The following is a 17,072-nucleotide window of genomic DNA, read 5'->3' as shown; positions in this document are numbered from 1 at the left end:
GCCCTTTTTGTAGAAAGAGAAGCATGTCCCGTTACGCGCTGTTGATCGCCCCGTCGTCCAACCGGGTGTACGCCGACACGGCCCCCCGCCTGGCCCTGGCCGAACTCGCCGTCTTCGGCCGGACCGCCCTGAAGGGCAGGATCGGCGAGCTGGCGGAGACGACGTTCGGCGGCGTGCCGTACGTGACGTTCGAGGCCGAGGACCTGACCGACCGGGACGTGGCGTACCTGTCGAATCTGTCGGCCATGTTCGCGCTGTTCCGGGTCGAGGGCGACCTGCTGCGCCCGGAGCCGTTGCGCCGCCTCGACACGTTCGACGACGACCTGATCACGATCCAGAAGTACGCGGGTAAGACGAACGAGCAGTTCACCAAGCTGCTGCTGAACGTGACGATGCTCGCCTCGGGCAAGGACCTGCTCGACGACCGGCCGGTGGTCTTCGACCCCATGGCCGGGCGCGGCACGACTTTGAACCAGGCCCTGATGTACGGCTACGACGCCCTCGGCTGCGACCTGGACCAGAAGGACTTCGAGGCGTACGCCGCGTTCCTGAAGACCTGGCTGAAGCGCAAGCGGCTCAAGCACCGCGCCGAGGTGAACCCGGTCCGCCGGGAGAAGAAGCTGCTCGCCCGCAAGCTCGAGGTCACGATCGCCGGCCAGCAGAACCTGTTGATGTACAACATCGACGCGCTGAAGGCCCGCGAGGTCATCAAGGTGCGGACCGCCGACCTGCTCGTCACCGACGCCCCCTACGGCGTCACGCACGGCGCGCACCACAAGGGACTGTCGCGCAAGCCGATCGAGCTGCTCGAGGAGGCCGTACCCGGCTGGGTGGAGATCCTGCGGCCCGGGGGCGCGTTCGGGATCGCGTTCAACACGTTCACCGCGGACAAGGACGACATCGCCCAGGTGCTGGAGGACGCGGGCCTGATGGTGATCGACACCCCGGGGTTCACGCACCGGGTCGACCAGGCAATCACGCGCGACATTCTCGTGGCCTGCAAGTAGCCTCGTCCGGGTGTTCACTGGTACCGCGTTGTTCGATCTGCTGCTGCCGGGGGATTCCCGCAGCCTGAAGGAGAAGCGGGGCTACGTCCGCCCGCTGATCGCCGCTCTGAGGAAGTTCGAGGTCGCCGTGGCCGAGGTCGGGGCGTTGGACCTGACCGGCCGGGCCGAGATCGGGGTCGCCGTGGTGGCCGCCGAGATCGCCCATGTCACCGAGGTGCTGGACCGCTGCGAGCGGCAGTTCGGCATGATGCCCGAGGTGCAGCTACTGTCCGTACGTCGTCGACTACATGGCGACGAGGATTAGTAGAAGTTTGTCCGTTTAGCTGTGCGGTGGAGGTCACGATGTGTGCACCTCCGCCGAAACCGAGTACTGTCGTCAGTTGGTGTGGCACAAGCCGGAGGTAGGAAGATGTCTGACTCGGCCCGGGTACGACGGCTGGCCGGTCGGGTGCGCGAGCTGGTCGCGTCCAGTCTGAAGACGCAGATCAAGGACCCTCGACTCGGCATGATCACCGTGACCGACGCCCGGATCACGAACGACCTGCGCGAGGCCACCGTCTACTACACGGTGTTCGGCGACGCGGTCGAGCAGTCGGCGTCCGCCGCCGCGCTGGAGAGCGCCAAGGGCGTCCTGCGCAGCACGGTCGGCAAGCGGCTCGGGCTGCGGCACTCGCCCAGCCTGACCTTCGTCGCCGACCAGGTGCAGGAGCACGTGGCGAACATCGACGACCTGCTCGCCGCCGCGAACGCCGCCGACGCGGAGGTGAACCGGCTCGCCGCCGGTGCGCAGTACGCGGGCGAGGCCAACCCGTACAAGGCCGAAGAAGAGTCGTGACGACCCCCACGGCGCGTCGACCCGCCGGGCCCGTGGGCCCGGCGGACACCGGTCCCTCGGAGTCCGAGTGGGCCAGGGCCCTCGACGCGCTGGCCCGGGCCGAGCGTCCGCTCCTGATCTGCCACGTCAACCCCGACGGCGACGCGCTGGGCAGCATGCTCGCCGTCGCGCTCGGCCTGTCCCGGCTCGGCCGGCCCTGCCAGGCCTCGTTCCCGGGGCCGTTCACGCTGCCGCCGCTGTTCGACGGCATGCCCGGCCGTGAGCTGCTCACCCCGGCCCCCGAGGTCGACCCGACGCCCGATCTGGTCGTCACGTTCGACGCGGGCAACGCCGAGCGCCTCGGTGAGCTGGCCGCCCGGTTCTTCCCCGTCGCCGACGACGTCGTCGTCCTCGACCACCACGCCTCCAACACCTTCTTCGGTACGGTGCACCTGGTCGACGCGGGTGCCGCCGCGACCGCCGTGCTCGCCGACGAGCTGCTCCGCCGGCTCGGGGTGCCCCTGGACGCGGAGATCGCCGAGTGCCTGTACGTGGGGGTGGCCACCGACACCGGCTCCTTCAAGTACAAGGCGACGACGCCCGCCGTGCACGGCCTGGCCGCCCGGCTGCTCGACACCGGCATCCAGCCCGACGTGATCTCCCGTCGACTGTTCGACACCCGGCCATTCGGCGCGCTCGGCCTGTTCGGCGCGGCCCTGGAGCGGGCCCGGCTGGACCCGACGGCCCCCGGCGGCCTGGTCTGGACGTACGCGACCCAGGACGACCTCGCCCGGCACGGTCAGACCTACGACGCGCTGGAGAGCCTGATCGACATCGTGCGCACCGCCGGCGAGGCCGACGTGGCGTGCGTGCTCAAGGAGCTCGACACCGGCGAGTGGGCGGTGTCCATGCGCAGCAAGGGCGACGTGGACGTGGCCCGGGTCGCTGTGGCCCTCGGCGGCGGCGGGCACCGGTACGCGGCGGGCTTCACCGGCACCGGGACGGCCGAGTCCGTGTTCGCGCAGGTCCGCGCGCAGCTGTAGCGCTACCGCCCCTCCGTACTCTCTGACCGGCCGGAACAGGGCCGGCGCTTCGGCGTACCCGTCGGATGGGTTTCCCGTCTTGTGGGAAAGCCGTGCAAACCTTGGGACTGAACGATAGTTTGGTCAACATGCGCCGAGTAGTACTCATTCTTAGCCGCCGAGGCGGGGCCTGATCCACGGGCCGGCCCCCCGCCCGGGGTTTCTGCGCTGGCCCGATCTTTCGATCAAGCTGAGGATGAGAACAATGGCACGCAAGCACACGCCCCGGCCGCAGGACACCGAAGCCCGCGAAGCCGCCCGCCAGGCCCTGCAGACCTCCATGGACGTCCGGCAGTAACGAACGACCTGATGTGGACAAGGGCCACCCCTTCAAGGGGTGGCCCTTCCCGCGTCATTCGAGCAGCTTCTGCCAGGTCTGGTCGCCGTCCTTGCTGCACTCGTGGTTCGGCGCGTACCGGGGGCAGTTCCCGTTGTACTCGCGCACCGTGTGCGACACCCACGGCAGGATCCGGTAGGTGTTCTCCTTCGTCGGCATGTACCGGTCCGACATCGAGGACGACACCGAGCCGAACAGCAGCAGCAGCCCCACGAACCCGCCGATCGCGGCCTTCGTCGGATCGGGGAACGCGCCCCGGTCCCGGAACCGCCGGGCCACCAGGTACACCGCCAGGCCACAGAGGATCAGCCCGCAGTACAACAGCTGGTTGTTGGTCCGCAGCCACAGCTGCACGGTGCCGGTCTCGAACATCCGGGACGCGAACCACATCCGGGCCACCCAGGCGCTCGCGAACATGCAGACGATCGTCACCACCATCGGCTTGCGCAGCCCCAGCCACAGGCACACGCCCAGGCAGACGAACAGCAGGATGCTGAACAGCCCCACCCCGCCGAGCTCGCCGGGCAGCGGCCACTGGCCGACCTTGCCGGGCATGTCGGTGCGCCACATCAGGAAGTACGTCGGGTCGGTCTTGGTGTCGAACGCGAAGTTGCGGTCCGCGGTGGTGGCGGACTCGTGCAGCATCGTCAGCACGTACCGGCCCGCGACCAGCGCGAACGCCAGACCCGTCGTGCCCAGGAACGCCAGCCCCTTCCACGGGGCCTTCTTCCACGGGAAGAACATCGCGCACGCCGCGAGCACACCCGCCGCGCTCCAGATGAACCAGCCCGAGTACGTCAGGAACAGCACGCCGAGCCCCACCCCGAACGCCGCGCCCTGGGCCAGCAGCACCCGCCAGCCGGCCAGGTGGCTGCGGCTCAGGGCCCGCACCATCGCGGCCAGCACCGGGGCCAGCAGGATCAGCACGATCTGGCTGTACGGCTTGTACGCGTCGATCAGCGAGAACGCCGGCAGCACCCCGAACGCGAGCGCCGGCAGCGGGCGGAGCAGCAACCGCCACGCCAGGTACGCGAGCGGGCCGGTGACCGCCGCGCCCAGGATCTGGAGGTCCTTGAACGCGTACGCCGTGTTGCCGCCGTGGAACCATTCCGCGTAGTAGCCGAGGATGTACAGCGGCAGCGGCGGGTAGACCGGCGACGGCGACGGCAGCCCCTTCGCGACGACGGCGGCCCACTCCACGATCCGCCCGCTGTCCCCGTTCAGCCCGAACATCGGCCACGGCGTGCCCAGCAGCGCCACCACGGCGCCACCGGCGACGAACCCGCTGGCCAGGCCCGCGACGCCGGCGCAGCACAGCCGCAACGCCGGGGCGAAGAACCGCGACCCGCGCACCTTGAGCGTCAGGAGCAGGGCGGCCACCATCACCAGCGCCACCAGGGCGAACCGGAACTGCAACGTGGCCAGCGCGCTGACCTGGCCGATCCGGTCGAGCGGGTTGACGTTCAGGTGCCGCACGGACAGCGGCAGCACCAGCGCGGCCCCGAAGCCGACCAGGGCCTCCAGCACCCACCAGTGCACGGGGCGGCCGCGGAGCAGGCGGCGGAAGCCCTTCGGCTGCGGCGCGGGGGTCGGCTCCGTCTCCGGGGCGTCGACGGCCGGTTCGGTGACGGGTGGTGCGGAGTCCGGTGCCACGGCGGTGATTCCTTCTTTGTGCGGCAGCAGTGCTGCCCGGTCGTGCGCGGGTGTGCGGGAGCCGAGCCGCGGGTCGTGCGCGGGCCGGCGGGTCGTGCGCAGACCGGCGGAAAGAGGCCTCGGAATGGTACCCTGCGGCAGGTCGCCCGGCATGTTCCGACTGCGGCCGGGGCACCACCCGCGATCATCCGGGTGCGACCCGCGATCGTCCACCGGTGCCCTACCGCACTATCGTGACATCCGGCACTTCGGGCAGGCACCCGGGCATTCGGGGCCAGCGCGGTGACTGAGGGTAGATACAATCCACGAGATCCTCCTGAGAATCCGCCGAAGATCCACCGGGCGGAGGTCCAGATCGTCGACTTGATGAGGCCGAACGTTCCGTGAGTACCAGTTCGTTGAACCGTATGGCTCGACCCCGCGCACTCTGGTCGTTGGCGTTCATCGCCTTCTTCCTCATCTTCGGCGCCTGGTCCGTGGCCGCACCCTACGACGGCACGCCGGACGAGATGCAGCACGTGATCCGGGCCTCGGGGGTCGCGGGCGGGCAGATCATGCCCGAACCGGTCCGGGTGAAGGGGCAGAGCGGCACGATCCAGAACGTGTCCGCCGGCCTCGACGCCCCGGCCACCTGCTGGCTCGCCAAGCCCGGCGTCTCCGCCGCGTGCGCCGACGAGCCCACCGGGGGCCCGCTGGTCGACACGCCCACGCTGGCCGGCCGCTACCACCCGCTGTACTACGCCGCCGTCGGCTGGCCGCTGCGGATCTGGGACGGCTGGACCGGGGTGCTGCTGGCCCGGCTCGTGAGCGCCGCGCTGTCCGCCGCCCTGCTCGCCTCCGCGTTCGTGCTGCTGGTGCGCTCGCGGTACGGACTGATGCTCGGCGGGCTCCTCGTCGCCAGCACGCCGATCCTCGGGCAGATGGCCGGGGCGGTGAACCCCAACGGGCTGGAGATCTCCTCCGGCATCGCGCTCGCGTCGGCCGGCATCCCGTTGCTGATGGGCGCGCAACGGGCCGCCGCCCGTCCCGCGTTCTGGCTGCTCGGGATCAGCGCCGCCCTGCTCGCGACCCTGCGGTCGATGGGGCCGCTGTTCCTGTTCGTCGGGCTGCTCGCGATGCTGCTGCCGGCCACCAGACGGCACTTCCGTGAACTTCTGGCCAGGTTCGGGCGGCCGTTGCGGGTCGTCGCCGTCGTGGTCGTCGTCTCGGTGGCGCTCGCCGGGGTGTGGATCCTCCTGATGAAGACGGGCGACCTCACGTCCCCGCCGCCCAAGGCACAGCTCACGGCGGGACAGGCCGTGCACACGGTGTTCAACCAGTGGGGTCCGCTGCTCCAGCAGCTGGTGGGCATCGCCGGCTGGCTGGACGTCACCATGCCGCTGCCCTTCTACTGGCTGTGGATCGGGATCGCCGCGAGCCTGACCCTGTTCGCGTACGTGGTCGGTTCCCGGGTCGACCGGTGGCGGCTCGGCGTCGTCCTGATCGGTGGCGCGCTGGTCCCGTCGGTCCTCCAGCTGATCAACATCAACACTGTGGGGTACATCACCCAGGGCCGCTACATGCTGCCCGTACTCGTCTTCCTCCCGCTGTTGAGCGCGTTCATCCTCGAACGGCGGCTGCTGAGTCCCCGGCAGTCGCACTCGTTCACGAAGATGTGCGTGTGGGCGCTGCTGCCGATCCACATGGTGTTGCTGTGGTCGTCGATGGTGCGCTGGCAGCGCGGCCTGCCGACGGTGCCGACCCTGCACCACCTCGATCCCTTCTGGGGGCCGTGGCGGCCGGTGCTGGGCTCGTGGACGCCGCTGCTGGCGATGCTCGGCGGGCTGCTGCTCCTCGGGGCGCTGGTGTTGCGGAACTCGGCCCGGATCGCCGCCGGCCCGGTCGGTGGCGACGTCGGTGGGGACGGTGCCGGGGTCGAGGCGCCCGTGGTCACGGCCGCGTCGGGCGTGGTCACGTCGGGTGGGGAGTCGGCGGCTGTGGTCGCCGATGTGAAGCCCGCCACCGGATCCACCCCGCCCCACAGCGAGTTGCAGACCGTTCGCTCCTCGTAACCTCCACCGAACGGTCACCCGTTCGGCCCCCCAGCGGGACAGCGGGCGACCGCGGTTCTGGGTCACAATCACTGCGCCTGTCCACCGGTCCGCCGGTGGCACCCTTCAGTGAGAGGATCCATCGTGCAGGAGAACACCGAGGCCACCACCGTGGGACGTCGCCGGCTGCTTCGCGGAGGCGCAGCCGCCCTCGCGGGAGTCGCCGGAGCCGGGGTCGCCGTGGCCGCGGCGTCACCGGCCCAGGCCGACCAGGGTCAGGCGATCCTCGCCGGCGTGGAGAACACCGCCACCGCGACCACGACCCTCAGCACCTCCGCCGCCACCGGGACGCTCAAGGTCGCCAACGCGGCCGGTGCCCCGCTGGTGCTCGCGCCCAGCGGCGTGCCGGTCCCCGACGGCTCGCCGGTCGGGGCCGTCGGCGCGACCGAGAACGGGTACCTGCTGCACGCCGTCGCCAACCGCGACGGCGGCACGTACGCGGAGGTCGTCTACTCCTCGTACTTCGCGTCGATGGTCGTCCCCACCGCCCCCACCCGGATCCTGGACACCCGCGACGCCAGCCTGCGCGGCTCGATCGTCGAGGGCCAGGCGTACGTCAACCCGCAGACGGGCCAGGTCGCCGCGGGCAAGGTCATCCGGATCAACCTGAGCAACCTCGTGAAGTGGGGCATCGGCGTCCAGATGAACGTCACCGTCGTCGCGGGCGGCGTCGGCGGCTTCGTGTCGGTCTGGGGCAGCAAGGGCGACCGGCCGAACGCGTCCTCCGTGAACTTCTCCGGCGGCGACGTCCTGTCGAACTTCGTGCAGAGCCAGCTGATCAGCGTCGTGGACTCCAACCAGGTTCCGCTGTGGACGGACACCATCAAGGTGTACGCGCACACCAACACCGCGATCATCGTCGACGTGGTCGGCTTCATCGTGGACCAGCCGTGGCGCATCACCAGCTCGGGCGCCGTGGTCCCCGGCCAGATGAACGTGCGCCGCCCGTCCGGCGTCGCGATCGAGCCGACCCCCGAGGGCCGTCAGTTCGACGTCCGGCACTAGGACCACGCGGGGGGAGGGGGTTCGACGCCCCCTCCCTCAGCGGGTACGCAGCAGGCGGCGCGCGACGGACCAGTACCCGGCGGAGAGGGCGTTGAACACGCCGACGCCGGGGGGAGCGCTGATGTTGGCCGCGTCGATCCGGGCCGTCAACTGGCGCGCGAACACCCCGTCGGGGACCCGCCGCTCGGACTGGAGCTGGCGCCGCCGGGCCGCCACGAACGCGCGGTTGTGCCACAGCCAGGTCCAGCCGGAGAACTTCTTCCGGTGCCAGCCGCCGGCCAGCGAGGACGCGACCATCGCCAGTTCGGTGACGGCGAGCATCGGGGCCAGGACGAGCAGGGTGCGGGTCTCGTACGTGGTGAAGAGGGTGAGGAGCCGGTTGCGCTCCACGTAGTACATCTTGCGCTCGTTGCGGGAGAACTCGTAGTGGTGCCACACGACCGCGTCGGGCACGAACTCGATGCTCAGTCCCCGGTGGTGCACGCGGATCGAGAGCTCGGTGTCCTCGTGGTACATGAAGTACTCGGGGGCGAACCCGCCCAGCTCCCGCCACAGTTCCGTGCGGATCGCGAAGACGCAGCCGCTGACGATCGGGACCGCCCGGCGGGCCGCGTGGTCGGTCGCCGGCTCGGAGAAGCCGCCCGCCCACACCATGCCGGTGTAGTGCATGGGGTTGCCGACGGTGTTCATCAGCTCCGGCTGGTCGGCGAGGCGGATCGAACCCATCGCGAGCCCGACCGCCGGCTCGGCCGCGACGGCGACCAGGCGGGCCAGCGCCTCCGGCGCGATGATCGCGTCGGAGTTGACGAAGGCGAGGAACTCGGTGTCCGCCTCCGCCGCGCCCGCGTCGCAGCCGCCCGCGAACCCGGTGTTGGTGTCCGGGGTGATCACGCGGACCCCGGGCAGCGACTTCACCAGGTCCATCTGGTCGGAGGTGCAGCCGTTGTCCACGACGAGCACCGACACGTCGACGCCCGTGGAGTCGAGGACCGCCCGGACGACCTGCTCGAGGTACGGCTCCGGGCCGTACGCGAGCACGACGGCGGCGACAGCGGGCATCATGACACGGTCTCCTTGGCTGGGCTGACCAGTTCCGCGGCCGGGCGGACCCGCCAGAGCAGGACGGCGAGGACGACGGCGGCGACCGCCGAGCTGGCGACGTAGGCGAACTCGACCCGCAGCCGGACGTCCCCGGGCCCGAACGTCACCGCGGCGAGGACCGCGAGGGCGAGCAGCCAGACGAGGGCCTGTTCGCGGTGCCGGTGCAGGCTGATGGCGCCCTGGGCCAGCACGAGCGCGAGCATGTAGGCCAGGGTGCCGGTCGCCAGGATCGCGAAGTCGGCGGTGCCCAGCACGTCCGGGGCGTTGAAGAACACCCGGATCGCCCAGGGGCCGAGCAGGATCGCGGGTACGCCGCCGCCGATGCCGAGCAGGGCGACGACGCCGGTCGCGCGGAGCAGCAGCCGGTGGTACCCGGCGGTGTCGCCCCGGGCGAGCAGGCCGGACAGGCCGGGCAGCAGCGACGCCTGCAGGGCCGCGAACACGAAGATGGGGATCCGCGCCAGGATCAGCGCCGACAGCAGGGCCGCGACGAGCGCCGCCTCACCGGGCGCGAGGAGCTTGGCGCTGACGACCCCGATGTTGACGACGGTCTGCGCCGCGAGCGCGGAGATGGTGAGCAGGCCGAGGCCGCGGGCGTACCCGCCGAGGCTCTGCGGGCTGCCCGGGCCGAGCGCGCCCAGGGTCGGCGGGAGCGTCGCCAGGACCGCCACGACCGGGGCGACCGTCAGGACCAGCGCGTAGGCGAGGGGGGAGCGCACGTCGGCGAACACCAGCGCGAGGCTGAGCCCGATCCGCAGGCCGCCGTCGATGCCCAGCTGGATCCCGTAGGCGCCGAACCGGCCACGGCCGGCGAGGATGCCCCGGGTCGCATACGAGACGGCCGCGCCGACCAGGGCGCCCGCGAGGGCCGCGACCATGCCCAGGTCGCCGTCGAACAGCGCGTCGGCCAGCGGGCGGGCGCCGATCGCGAGGCAGAACAGGAGGACGGCGAGGACCGCGCCGGACACGGCGACCGCGCGCCGGGCCACCGGGGTCGCCCCGTCGCCCCGGGCGGCCCGGGCGGCGACGATCCGGCCGGTCTCCTGCTCGACGGGCAGGAACAGCCCGAAGCCGAGCGAGATGACGATCGACCACACGACCGACACCTTCGACATGTCGACGGTGCTCAGCCGGTGCCCGGCGGCCGCGATGTGCACGTAGGACGCGACACCCAGGATGGCGAGTCCGCCGCCGACCGCGATGGTGCCGGCCGGCAGCGCCCTGATCAGGCGGTGCAGCATGTCACCGTCGGATCAGCGCGAGGAGCAGGATGATGAACGCCCGGCCGAGGTAGACGGTCGCCTTGAGGGGGGAGTGGCTGGGCACGCCACCCTGCCGGGGGCGCATCTCCACGGCGACCTGGCGGACGGTGTGCCCGTCCCGGATCGCGCGGACCAGGGTCTCGATGGTGTCGCCGAGGTACTCCACCGGGTACCAGTCCGCGAAGTACTCGATCATCTTGCGGTTGGAGCACCGCAGGCCCGAGGTGGTGTCCGTCAGCTTCGTGCGCGCCAGCCGGGAGATCACCATGCCGAGCATGCCCATCGCCCAGCGGCGCGGCCCACGGGCCTGGTACGAGCCGACGCCCGCGAATCGGGCCCCGATGACGAGGTCCGCCTCCTCCAGGCCGGCGATCAGGAGCGGCACGTACCGGGGGTCGTGCTGCCCGTCCGCGTCGACCTGGATCGTGACGTCGTAGTCGTTGTCGCGGGCGTAGCGGTAGCCGAGCCGCATGGCCCCGCCGACCCCGAGGTTGTACGGCAGCCGGAGCACGGAGGCGCCCGCGGCGCTGGCCACGGCCGCCGTGTTGTCCCCGGAGCCGTCGTCGACCACGAGCACGTCGACGTCGGGCAGTTCGGTGTGGATCTCCTTGATCACCGAACTGATGGCCTCGGCCTCGTTCCAGGCCGGCATGATGATCAGGACCCGGCTGCTACTGGGCGTTCTCATTGCTCTCCAGCTTCGCGTGGATGAGGGCGACGTCCTCGGCGAGAATGCGGGTCTCCTCCTCGAGCCGGCTGACCTCCCACGACAGGTGGATGCAGGTCAGGAGCAGGAAGACGACGGCGAAGAAGAGTGCCATGCTCACGCCGGACTGGATGCCGATCAGCGCGCTGAGACTGTTGAGCGCCTGGGGGAACATCGACAGCGGCAGCATCACCAGACCGACGAAGATCCACAGGATGCCGTACTTCTCGCGGAGCTGCCGGCGGCGCAGCAGTTCGATGATCACGACGAGCACGGTCAGGCCCGTGAGCGCCGTGACGATGGTGAGATTCATGACAGTCCCTCGATGAACGCTTTGGCGAGCATCTCCCGCCACGGGCCCAGGGGTGCGACCGGAGTACGGCCCCAGGCCAGGTGACCGAGCACACTGTTCGCCGGCCGGGCAGCCGGTCGAACGAACCGGTCACTGGTCGTCGGCAGGACCCGAGCGGGGTCGAGGCCGGCTTCTTCGAAGATCGCGCGGGCCAAACCATACCAGCTCGCCCGTCCCGCCGACGTCCCGTGGTACACGCCCGCGGGGGCGGTGCCGTCGAGGGCCGCGCGGCCCAGGTCGCGCAGCTGGACGGCGAGCGCGGCGGACCAGGTGGGCTGGCCGTACTGGTCGTTGACGACCTCGACGGTGTCCCGTTCGCCGGACAACCGGAGCATCGTCCGGACGAAGTTGGGGCCGTGCGCGCCGTACAGCCACGCGGTCCGCACGACGTAGCCGGTGTCGGGGAGGTGGCGGAGGACCGCCCGCTCGCCGACGAGCTTGCTCCGGCCGTACGCGTTGACGGGGGCGGTCGGCGCGTCCTCCGCGTGCGGCAGGGAACCCTGCCCGGCCAGCACGTAGTCGGTGGAGACCTGGAGCAGCCGGGCCCCGCTGGCGGCGCAGGCCTCCGCGAGGGTCGCCACCGCGTGCCCGTTGACGGCGGTGGCCTCGTCCTCGGCGGTCTCCGCGGCGTCCACGTTCGTCCACGCGGCGGCGTTGACCACCACGTCGTGTCCGGCGACCGCCGACGCCACGGCCAGCGGGTCGGTGATGTCCAGCTCCGTGCGGGTGACGGCGGTGACGTCCTCGCCGCCGAGCGCCGCGAGGAGGTCCTGACCGAGCATCCCGGCCGCGCCGGTGACGAGCCAGCGGGTCATCGCGCGAGGGCCGCCCGCTCCTTGAGGGGCGTCCACCAGTCGCGGTTGTCGCGGTACCAGGCGACCGTGGCGGCGAGGCCCTCGGCGAAGTCGACCCGGGGCGCGTACCCCAGCTCGGTGGCGATCTTGGAGATGTCGACCGAGTACCGGCGGTCGTGGCCGAGCCGGTCGGTGACGTGGTCGACGCTGGACCAGTCGGCGCCGCACGCGTCGAGCAGCAGGCCGGTCAGCTCCTTGTTGGTGAGCTCCACCCCGCCGCCGATGTTGTAGACCTCGCCGGCCCGGCCGCCCTCGGCGACGAGCTGGATGCCCTGGCAGTGGTCGTCGACGTGCAGCCAGTCGCGGACGTTCGCGCCGTCGCCGTACAGCGGCACCCGGCCACCGTCGAGCAGGTTCGTGACGAACAGCGGGATGACCTTCTCCGGGAACTGGTAGTGCCCGTAGTTGTTGGAGCAGCGCGTGATGACCGTGTCGAGCCCGTGGGTGCGGTGGTACGCGCGGACGAGCAGGTCGGAGCCGGCCTTGGCCGCCGAGTACGGCGAGTTGGGCTGCAGCGGGTCGGTCTCGGGCCACGAGCCCTCGTCGATCGAGCCGTACACCTCGTCGGTGGACACGTGCACGAACCGGCCGACCTCGTGCCGGTGCGCGGCGTCGAGCAGGACCTGGGTGCCGAGCACGTTGGTCAGCACGAACTGGGCGCCGCCGTCGATGGACCGGTCGACGTGCGACTCGGCCGCGAAGTGCACGATCACGTCGTGCCCGGGGACCAGCTCGTTGACGAGGTCCTTGTCGCAGATGTCGCCCTGCACGAACCGGAACTTCGGATTGTCATGTACCGGCGCGAGATTGGTAAGATTGCCGGAATAGGTTAGTTTGTCCAAAACGGTGACCTGAGCGCCGGAGTAGGCGTCATAGCTGCCGGACAACAGGCTGCGCACATAGTGCGAGCCGATGAAACCGGCACCGCCGGTGATGAGGACCTTCACAAGGCAGGGAGTCTAGTCGAAGCCCCGTCACCCTCCGCTAAGCTACCCCGATGCGTGGAATCGTGCTCGCGGGCGGTACTGGTTCGAGGTTGTGGCCGTTGACGCAGGCAGTCTCGAAGCAGCTGATGCCCATCTTCGACAAGCCCATGATCTATTACCCCTTGTCGACCCTGATGTTGGCCGGTGTCCGGGACATCCTGGTCATCACCACCCCCGAGGACCAGTCCCAGTTCCAGCGGCTGCTCGGCGACGGATCGCGGTTCGGGATCCACCTGTCGTACACGACCCAGCCCAGCCCGGACGGCATCGCGCAGGCGTTCCTCCTCGGCGAGGAGTTCATCGGCGACGAGTCCGTGGCCCTGATCCTGGGCGACAACATCTTCTACGGCGTCGGCCTCGGCACCCGTCTCGCCGAGAACTCCGATCCGGACGGTGGCCGCGTCTTCGCCTACCAGGTCGCCAACCCGCAGGAATACGGCGTGGTGGAGTTCGACCCGGCCGGCCGGGTGCTCTCGATCGAGGAGAAGCCGGAGAAGCCGAAGTCGAGGTTCGCGATCCCCGGCCTCTACTTCTACGACAACCAGGTCGTCGACATCGTCAAGGGCATCAGGCCCAGCGCCCGGGGCGAACTGGAGATCACGGCCGTCAACGAGGAGTACCTGCGCCGCGGGCAGCTGCACGTCAGCGTCCTGGAGCGCGGGACCGCGTGGCTCGACACGGGCACGTTCAACTCCCTGGTGCAGGCGTCGGAGTTCGTCCGGGTCGTCGAGGAGCGCCAGGGGCACAAGATCGGCTGCCTCGAGGAGATCGCCTGGCGCAAGGGTTTCGTGGACGACGCGGAACTGCGCGCCCTGGCCGAGCCGCTCCGCAAGAGTGGTTACGGAGAGTATCTGCTCGGCCTGCTCTAAACCCCCCGGCCACCCTCAGAAAGTGACTTCGCAGTGAAGATCAACCCGCTCGGCATCGAGGGCGCGTTCGAGATCGTGCCCGTCCAGCGCGGCGACAGCCGGGGCCTGTTCCTGGAGTGGTACCGCCACGACCTGTTCGCCGAGGCCAACGGCCACCCGCTCCGGCTCGCCCAGGCCAACCTGTCGGTGTCCAGCCGGGGCACCGTGCGCGGCGTGCACTACGCGGACGTGGCGCCGGGCCAGGCCAAGTACGTGACGTGCGTCCGGGGCGCGGTGCTCGACTTCGTCATCGACATCCGGGTCGGCTCGCCCACCTTCGGCCAGCACGAGGTCGTCCGGCTCGACGACGTCGACCGGCGCGAGGTGTACCTGGCGGAGGGGCTCGGCCACGCGATCTGCGCGCTGACCGACGACGCGACGCTGCTCTACCTGTGCTCGGAGACGTACGCCCCCCAGCGGGAGCGCGAGGTCTCGCCGCTGGATCCGGCGCTGGGGCTGGAGTTCCCGTTCGCGCGGGACGAGCTCATCCTGTCGGACAAGGACGTCGCGGCGCCGACGTTGGCGGAGGCCGCCGAGCGGGGGCTGCTGCCGGACTACGCGGCCTGCAAGCGGTTGTACGCCGATCTGAAGAGCTGACAGTTCGCAGCAAGGAGGCCGGCCGTCCCTAATGGGCGGTCGGCCTCGCTGTCTGTCCGGTGTGGACGCCGGCTTCAGGGGTGCGGCGCCGGGAAATCTCCGACCTCACGGGCCGGGCACCGGGCCGGCCCCAGATCGGGCGCCTTGCCGGCCCCAGACTCAGCGGCCCGCACCGCTACCAGGACGACGTGAACTTCAGATCCGGCTCGAACGCCACCAGCTCCACATCCAACCCGCTCGCCTGGCTCAGCGCCGCCCGCTGCGCCGGATCCACCGTCACCACCTGGTACCGGCCCGGATGCGCCCGCAGGAACGCCACGAACTCGTCCGGCGTGTGCCGCTGCTTCGTCGACGCCCAGTCCCGCCAGTCGGCGAGCCCCGGGTAGTCGCGCTGGATGACCGCGATCCACACGGACACGAAGACCTCGTCGCCCCATGACGGCAGCACGATCGTCGTCCGCCGGTCGGGGTCGGGCACCCGCAGCACCGTGTCGATCATCGCGCCCGCGTGCGGCTGGGCCAGCTTGCCCTTGAGCCGGAGCCGGCCGAGGTTGGACCCCCGGTCGTACGCGGTGGGCAGCGGCGAGTGCAGCGGGTTGAACACCTGCGCCGAGGTGACCGTCAGCGCCACGCACACCAGGGCCGCCCGCAGCCCGCGGACCCGGCCGGGAACCAGGAGCCCCTGGAGGAGCCGGCGCATCGCCAGGCCCAGGCCGACGAGGAGCACCACCGCGACCAGGTGCAGGGCCTTCTCGTAGTAGTAGGAGACGAAACCCGCCGTCCGGTACTGGAACAGCGCGATCGCCCCCGCGTACGCGCACGCCGCCGCCAGCACCGCGAGCACCATCTGCCCGGTCGGCCCGAGCTTGATCCGGCTGCCGTACAGCCCGGCGACCGTGAGCCCGCCGAGGGCCAGCAGCAGCGTGCCGTTGATCGGGTCGATCGCGCCCGTGGCGGTCAGGGCCGCGCCGGTGCCCACGTCGTTCTGCACCGTGCTGACGTTGATCAGCACCGGTACGGCCGACAGCGCGGCGACGACCGCGGCGGCCAGGGCGCTGAGCACCCAGCGGCGGCGCAGCCGGACCCGGTACCGGACCAGGCTCGCCAGCACGGCCGCGGCGGCGACCGGCAGCACGAAGTAGTAGGTGAAGGCGATCGCGACGAACAACGCGCCCACCACGGCCACCTGTTCGCCCGTGGACGTCAGCGGCCGGATCAGCAGGGCGCACAGGACGACCAGCAGGCTGAGGCAGACCAGTTCGGCCCAGAACCCGCAGCGCATCACGGTCTGGAGGTCGCCGAGCGCGGCCATCGAGGCGGCCAGCACCCCGAGGGGCAGGGCGAGCATCAGCCGGAAGCCGGGGCCGGCCACCCAGTTGATCGCCCAGGCCAGGACGCCGCAGAGCAGGACGAGCGAGCCGAAGTCGTACCACATGAAGTTGTTGAGGGAGGTGAGGCCGTCCGGACGGGGCCCGCCGCCCCGGGCGAAGGCGTCGAGCACCGCCGCGACGAAGTGGCCGCCCTGCGGGTAGTCGATGAACGCCGGCGGCACCGTGGCCGAGGCCGCGTCCTGCCGGAGGAACGTGTACCCGCCGACGCCGCCGATCGCGTCGAAGATCATGAAGTGCGCCGCCATGTCGCCCCCGGACGCGACCTGCGCGAACCGGTCCGTGAACCGGCCGGCGCGCATCGGCCACCAGACCGTCACGAAGCCGATCAGGAGCCCGAGCGGCACCACGGCGTCGACCAGCCGGAACCGGGGGACCAGGAAGAGCCGGTGGCCCCGGACCGCGGCGAGCACGGCGAGCACCGACAGGGCCGTCCCGGCGATCGGCACCGGCCCGAGCCCCCACGGCCAGACGGAGATCAGCAGCCCCGCCGCGCACGTGGCGCCGAACAGCAGCGCCCCGGCCACGACCACCCGGTCGAGCGCGAACCGGCTACCGCGCACCAGGACGGCCGTGGCACCGAGCAGCACCAGGGGGAGCAGCCAGTCGAGACCCACGAGGTGCGCGACCACGGCCACGAGCCAGGAGGCGGCGACACCGACGAGGGCCGTCCGTAACCGCAACGGCCAGCTCCGCGTCGACCGTGGGTCCCGGTTCGGGTCCGGCGACACCAGCCAGGCGCCCTTCATGGTAGAGATCCTCCTGGTGGGGGCCTTGTATTCTGCGGCAGCCGGTGAGCGGCTGCTCCACACTACGAGCTGTCGTCCGAGGCACCGACCACAAGGATGCAGCACGCTATCACAGCGGATCGCGCCGTCAGCGATAGCGGTTCATGTTTACCCATGCTTGCCGATTGGCCGTATTTCCTCC

At 70.9% G+C, this 17,072-nt stretch carries 16 protein-coding genes; 8 read left to right on the top strand and 8 right to left on the bottom strand.

What is annotated here, in order from left to right; genetic code table 11:
* Positions 1 to 23: 23 nt before the first annotated feature.
* From AB0M43_RS19745 to AB0M43_RS19730, 4 genes are all read left to right on the top strand, one after another.
* Positions 24 to 1,007 (top strand): SAM-dependent methyltransferase, encoded by a 984-nt coding sequence (locus AB0M43_RS19745; protein WP_363726594.1) that lies wholly within the window; start codon positions 24 to 26, stop codon positions 1,005 to 1,007.
* Between the two features lie 10 nt (positions 1,008 to 1,017).
* Complete coding sequence (locus AB0M43_RS19740) at positions 1,018 to 1,311, top strand: DUF503 domain-containing protein (RefSeq protein ID WP_363726592.1); 294 nt, start codon at positions 1,018 to 1,020, stop codon at positions 1,309 to 1,311.
* Between the two features lie 105 nt (positions 1,312 to 1,416).
* Positions 1,417 to 1,842 (top strand): 30S ribosome-binding factor RbfA, encoded by a 426-nt coding sequence (gene rbfA, locus AB0M43_RS19735; protein WP_363726590.1) that lies wholly within the window; start codon positions 1,417 to 1,419, stop codon positions 1,840 to 1,842.
* Between the two features lie 32 nt (positions 1,843 to 1,874).
* Complete coding sequence (locus AB0M43_RS19730) at positions 1,875 to 2,864, top strand: bifunctional oligoribonuclease/PAP phosphatase NrnA (protein WP_363726996.1); 990 nt, start codon at positions 1,875 to 1,877, stop codon at positions 2,862 to 2,864.
* A 391-nt stretch (positions 2,865 to 3,255) separates the two neighbouring features.
* On the opposite strand, the gene AB0M43_RS19725 is transcribed toward AB0M43_RS19730, so the two are convergent.
* Positions 3,256 to 4,893 (bottom strand): hypothetical protein, encoded by a 1,638-nt coding sequence (locus AB0M43_RS19725; RefSeq protein ID WP_363726588.1) that lies wholly within the window; start codon positions 4,891 to 4,893, stop codon positions 3,256 to 3,258.
* A gap of 407 nt (positions 4,894 to 5,300) precedes the next feature.
* Here AB0M43_RS19725 and AB0M43_RS19720 point away from each other — a divergent pair, with 407 nt between their 5' ends.
* Together AB0M43_RS19720 and AB0M43_RS19715 are read left to right on the top strand one after the other, a co-directional pair.
* Positions 5,301 to 6,944 carry a DUF2142 domain-containing protein gene (locus AB0M43_RS19720; protein WP_363726586.1) on the top strand — a complete coding sequence of 548 codons (1,644 nt, stop codon included), beginning with the start codon at positions 5,301 to 5,303 and terminating at the stop codon, positions 6,942 to 6,944.
* Positions 6,945 to 7,067: 123 nt separating this feature from the next.
* Positions 7,068 to 7,988 carry a hypothetical protein gene (locus AB0M43_RS19715; protein ID WP_363726584.1) on the top strand — a complete coding sequence of 307 codons (921 nt, stop codon included), beginning with the start codon at positions 7,068 to 7,070 and terminating at the stop codon, positions 7,986 to 7,988.
* 36 nt (positions 7,989 to 8,024) lie between these two features.
* Here the strand turns inward: AB0M43_RS19715 and AB0M43_RS19710 are convergent, their stop codons facing one another.
* The 6 genes from AB0M43_RS19710 to rfbB are packed head-to-tail and all read right to left on the bottom strand — an operon-like array spanning position 8,025 to position 13,210.
* The gene (locus AB0M43_RS19710) at positions 8,025 to 9,050 is read right to left on the bottom strand and encodes a glycosyltransferase family 2 protein (RefSeq protein ID WP_363726582.1); all 1,026 of its coding nucleotides are present in this window, start codon (positions 9,048 to 9,050) and stop codon (positions 8,025 to 8,027) included.
* On the bottom strand, positions 9,047 to 10,330 hold the full coding sequence (locus AB0M43_RS19705) for a polysaccharide biosynthesis protein (RefSeq protein ID WP_363726580.1): 1,284 nt from the start codon (positions 10,328 to 10,330) through the stop codon (positions 9,047 to 9,049). Before AB0M43_RS19705 ends, AB0M43_RS19710 begins: the two co-directional genes overlap by 4 nt.
* A 1-nt stretch (position 10,331) precedes the next feature.
* The gene (locus AB0M43_RS19700) at positions 10,332 to 11,039 is read right to left on the bottom strand and encodes a glycosyltransferase family 2 protein (protein ID WP_363726579.1); all 708 of its coding nucleotides are present in this window, start codon (positions 11,037 to 11,039) and stop codon (positions 10,332 to 10,334) included.
* Positions 11,023 to 11,370, bottom strand: coding sequence for a DUF2304 domain-containing protein (locus AB0M43_RS19695; RefSeq protein WP_363726578.1), 348 nt, complete (start codon positions 11,368 to 11,370; stop codon positions 11,023 to 11,025). Before AB0M43_RS19695 ends, AB0M43_RS19700 begins: the two co-directional genes overlap by 17 nt.
* A complete protein-coding gene (gene rfbD, locus AB0M43_RS19690) occupies positions 11,367 to 12,224 on the bottom strand; it encodes a dTDP-4-dehydrorhamnose reductase (RefSeq protein WP_363726577.1) in 858 nt (285 codons plus the stop codon). The genes AB0M43_RS19695 and rfbD overlap by 4 nt, the downstream gene beginning before the upstream one ends.
* Positions 12,221 to 13,210: a dTDP-glucose 4,6-dehydratase gene (gene rfbB, locus AB0M43_RS19685; protein WP_363726575.1), complete on the bottom strand. Its 990-nt coding sequence runs from the start codon at positions 13,208 to 13,210 to the stop codon at positions 12,221 to 12,223. Before rfbB ends, rfbD begins: the two co-directional genes overlap by 4 nt.
* 50 nt (positions 13,211 to 13,260) lie before the next feature.
* Here rfbB and rfbA point away from each other — a divergent pair, with 50 nt between their 5' ends.
* Together rfbA and rfbC are read left to right on the top strand one after the other, a co-directional pair.
* Positions 13,261 to 14,118, top strand: a complete 858-nt coding sequence (gene rfbA / locus AB0M43_RS19680) for a glucose-1-phosphate thymidylyltransferase RfbA (RefSeq protein ID WP_363726573.1) — start codon at positions 13,261 to 13,263, stop codon at positions 14,116 to 14,118.
* Between the two features lie 33 nt (positions 14,119 to 14,151).
* Positions 14,152 to 14,754, top strand: coding sequence for a dTDP-4-dehydrorhamnose 3,5-epimerase (gene rfbC, locus AB0M43_RS19675; protein ID WP_363726571.1), 603 nt, complete (start codon positions 14,152 to 14,154; stop codon positions 14,752 to 14,754).
* Between the two features lie 175 nt (positions 14,755 to 14,929).
* Here the strand turns inward: rfbC and AB0M43_RS19670 are convergent, their stop codons facing one another.
* Entirely contained in the window at positions 14,930 to 16,891 is a 1,962-nt protein-coding gene (locus AB0M43_RS19670) for a hypothetical protein (protein WP_363726569.1), read from the bottom strand.
* Positions 16,892 to 17,072: the final 181 nt, after the last annotated feature.

The organism is Longispora sp. NPDC051575 (genome assembly GCF_040681875.1).
Lineage (GTDB): Bacteria > Actinomycetota > Actinomycetes > Mycobacteriales > Micromonosporaceae > Longispora.
The sequence above is the reverse complement of the archived record's forward strand: the minus strand, read 5'-3'. Positions and strand labels throughout refer to the sequence as shown.

Excerpts from the sequence above, each read along its gene's own strand:
- AB0M43_RS19745 (WP_363726594.1), top strand. The coding sequence starts at position 24 with ATGTCCCGTTACGCGCTGTTGATCGCCCCGTCGTCCAACCGGGTGTAC.
- rbfA (WP_363726590.1), top strand. The coding sequence starts at position 1,417 with ATGTCTGACTCGGCCCGGGTACGACGGCTGGCCGGTCGGGTGCGCGAG.
- AB0M43_RS19720 (WP_363726586.1), top strand. The coding sequence starts at position 5,301 with ATGGCTCGACCCCGCGCACTCTGGTCGTTGGCGTTCATCGCCTTCTTC.
- AB0M43_RS19710 (WP_363726582.1), bottom strand. The coding sequence starts at position 9,050 with ATGATGCCCGCTGTCGCCGCCGTCGTGCTCGCGTACGGCCCGGAGCCG.
- AB0M43_RS19705 (WP_363726580.1), bottom strand. The coding sequence starts at position 10,330 with ATGCTGCACCGCCTGATCAGGGCGCTGCCGGCCGGCACCATCGCGGTC.
- AB0M43_RS19700 (WP_363726579.1), bottom strand. The coding sequence starts at position 11,039 with ATGAGAACGCCCAGTAGCAGCCGGGTCCTGATCATCATGCCGGCCTGG.
- AB0M43_RS19695 (WP_363726578.1), bottom strand. The coding sequence starts at position 11,370 with ATGAATCTCACCATCGTCACGGCGCTCACGGGCCTGACCGTGCTCGTC.
- rfbD (WP_363726577.1), bottom strand. The coding sequence starts at position 12,224 with ATGACCCGCTGGCTCGTCACCGGCGCGGCCGGGATGCTCGGTCAGGAC.
- rfbA (WP_363726573.1), top strand. The coding sequence starts at position 13,261 with ATGCGTGGAATCGTGCTCGCGGGCGGTACTGGTTCGAGGTTGTGGCCG.
- AB0M43_RS19670 (WP_363726569.1), bottom strand. The coding sequence starts at position 16,891 with ATGAAGGGCGCCTGGCTGGTGTCGCCGGACCCGAACCGGGACCCACGG.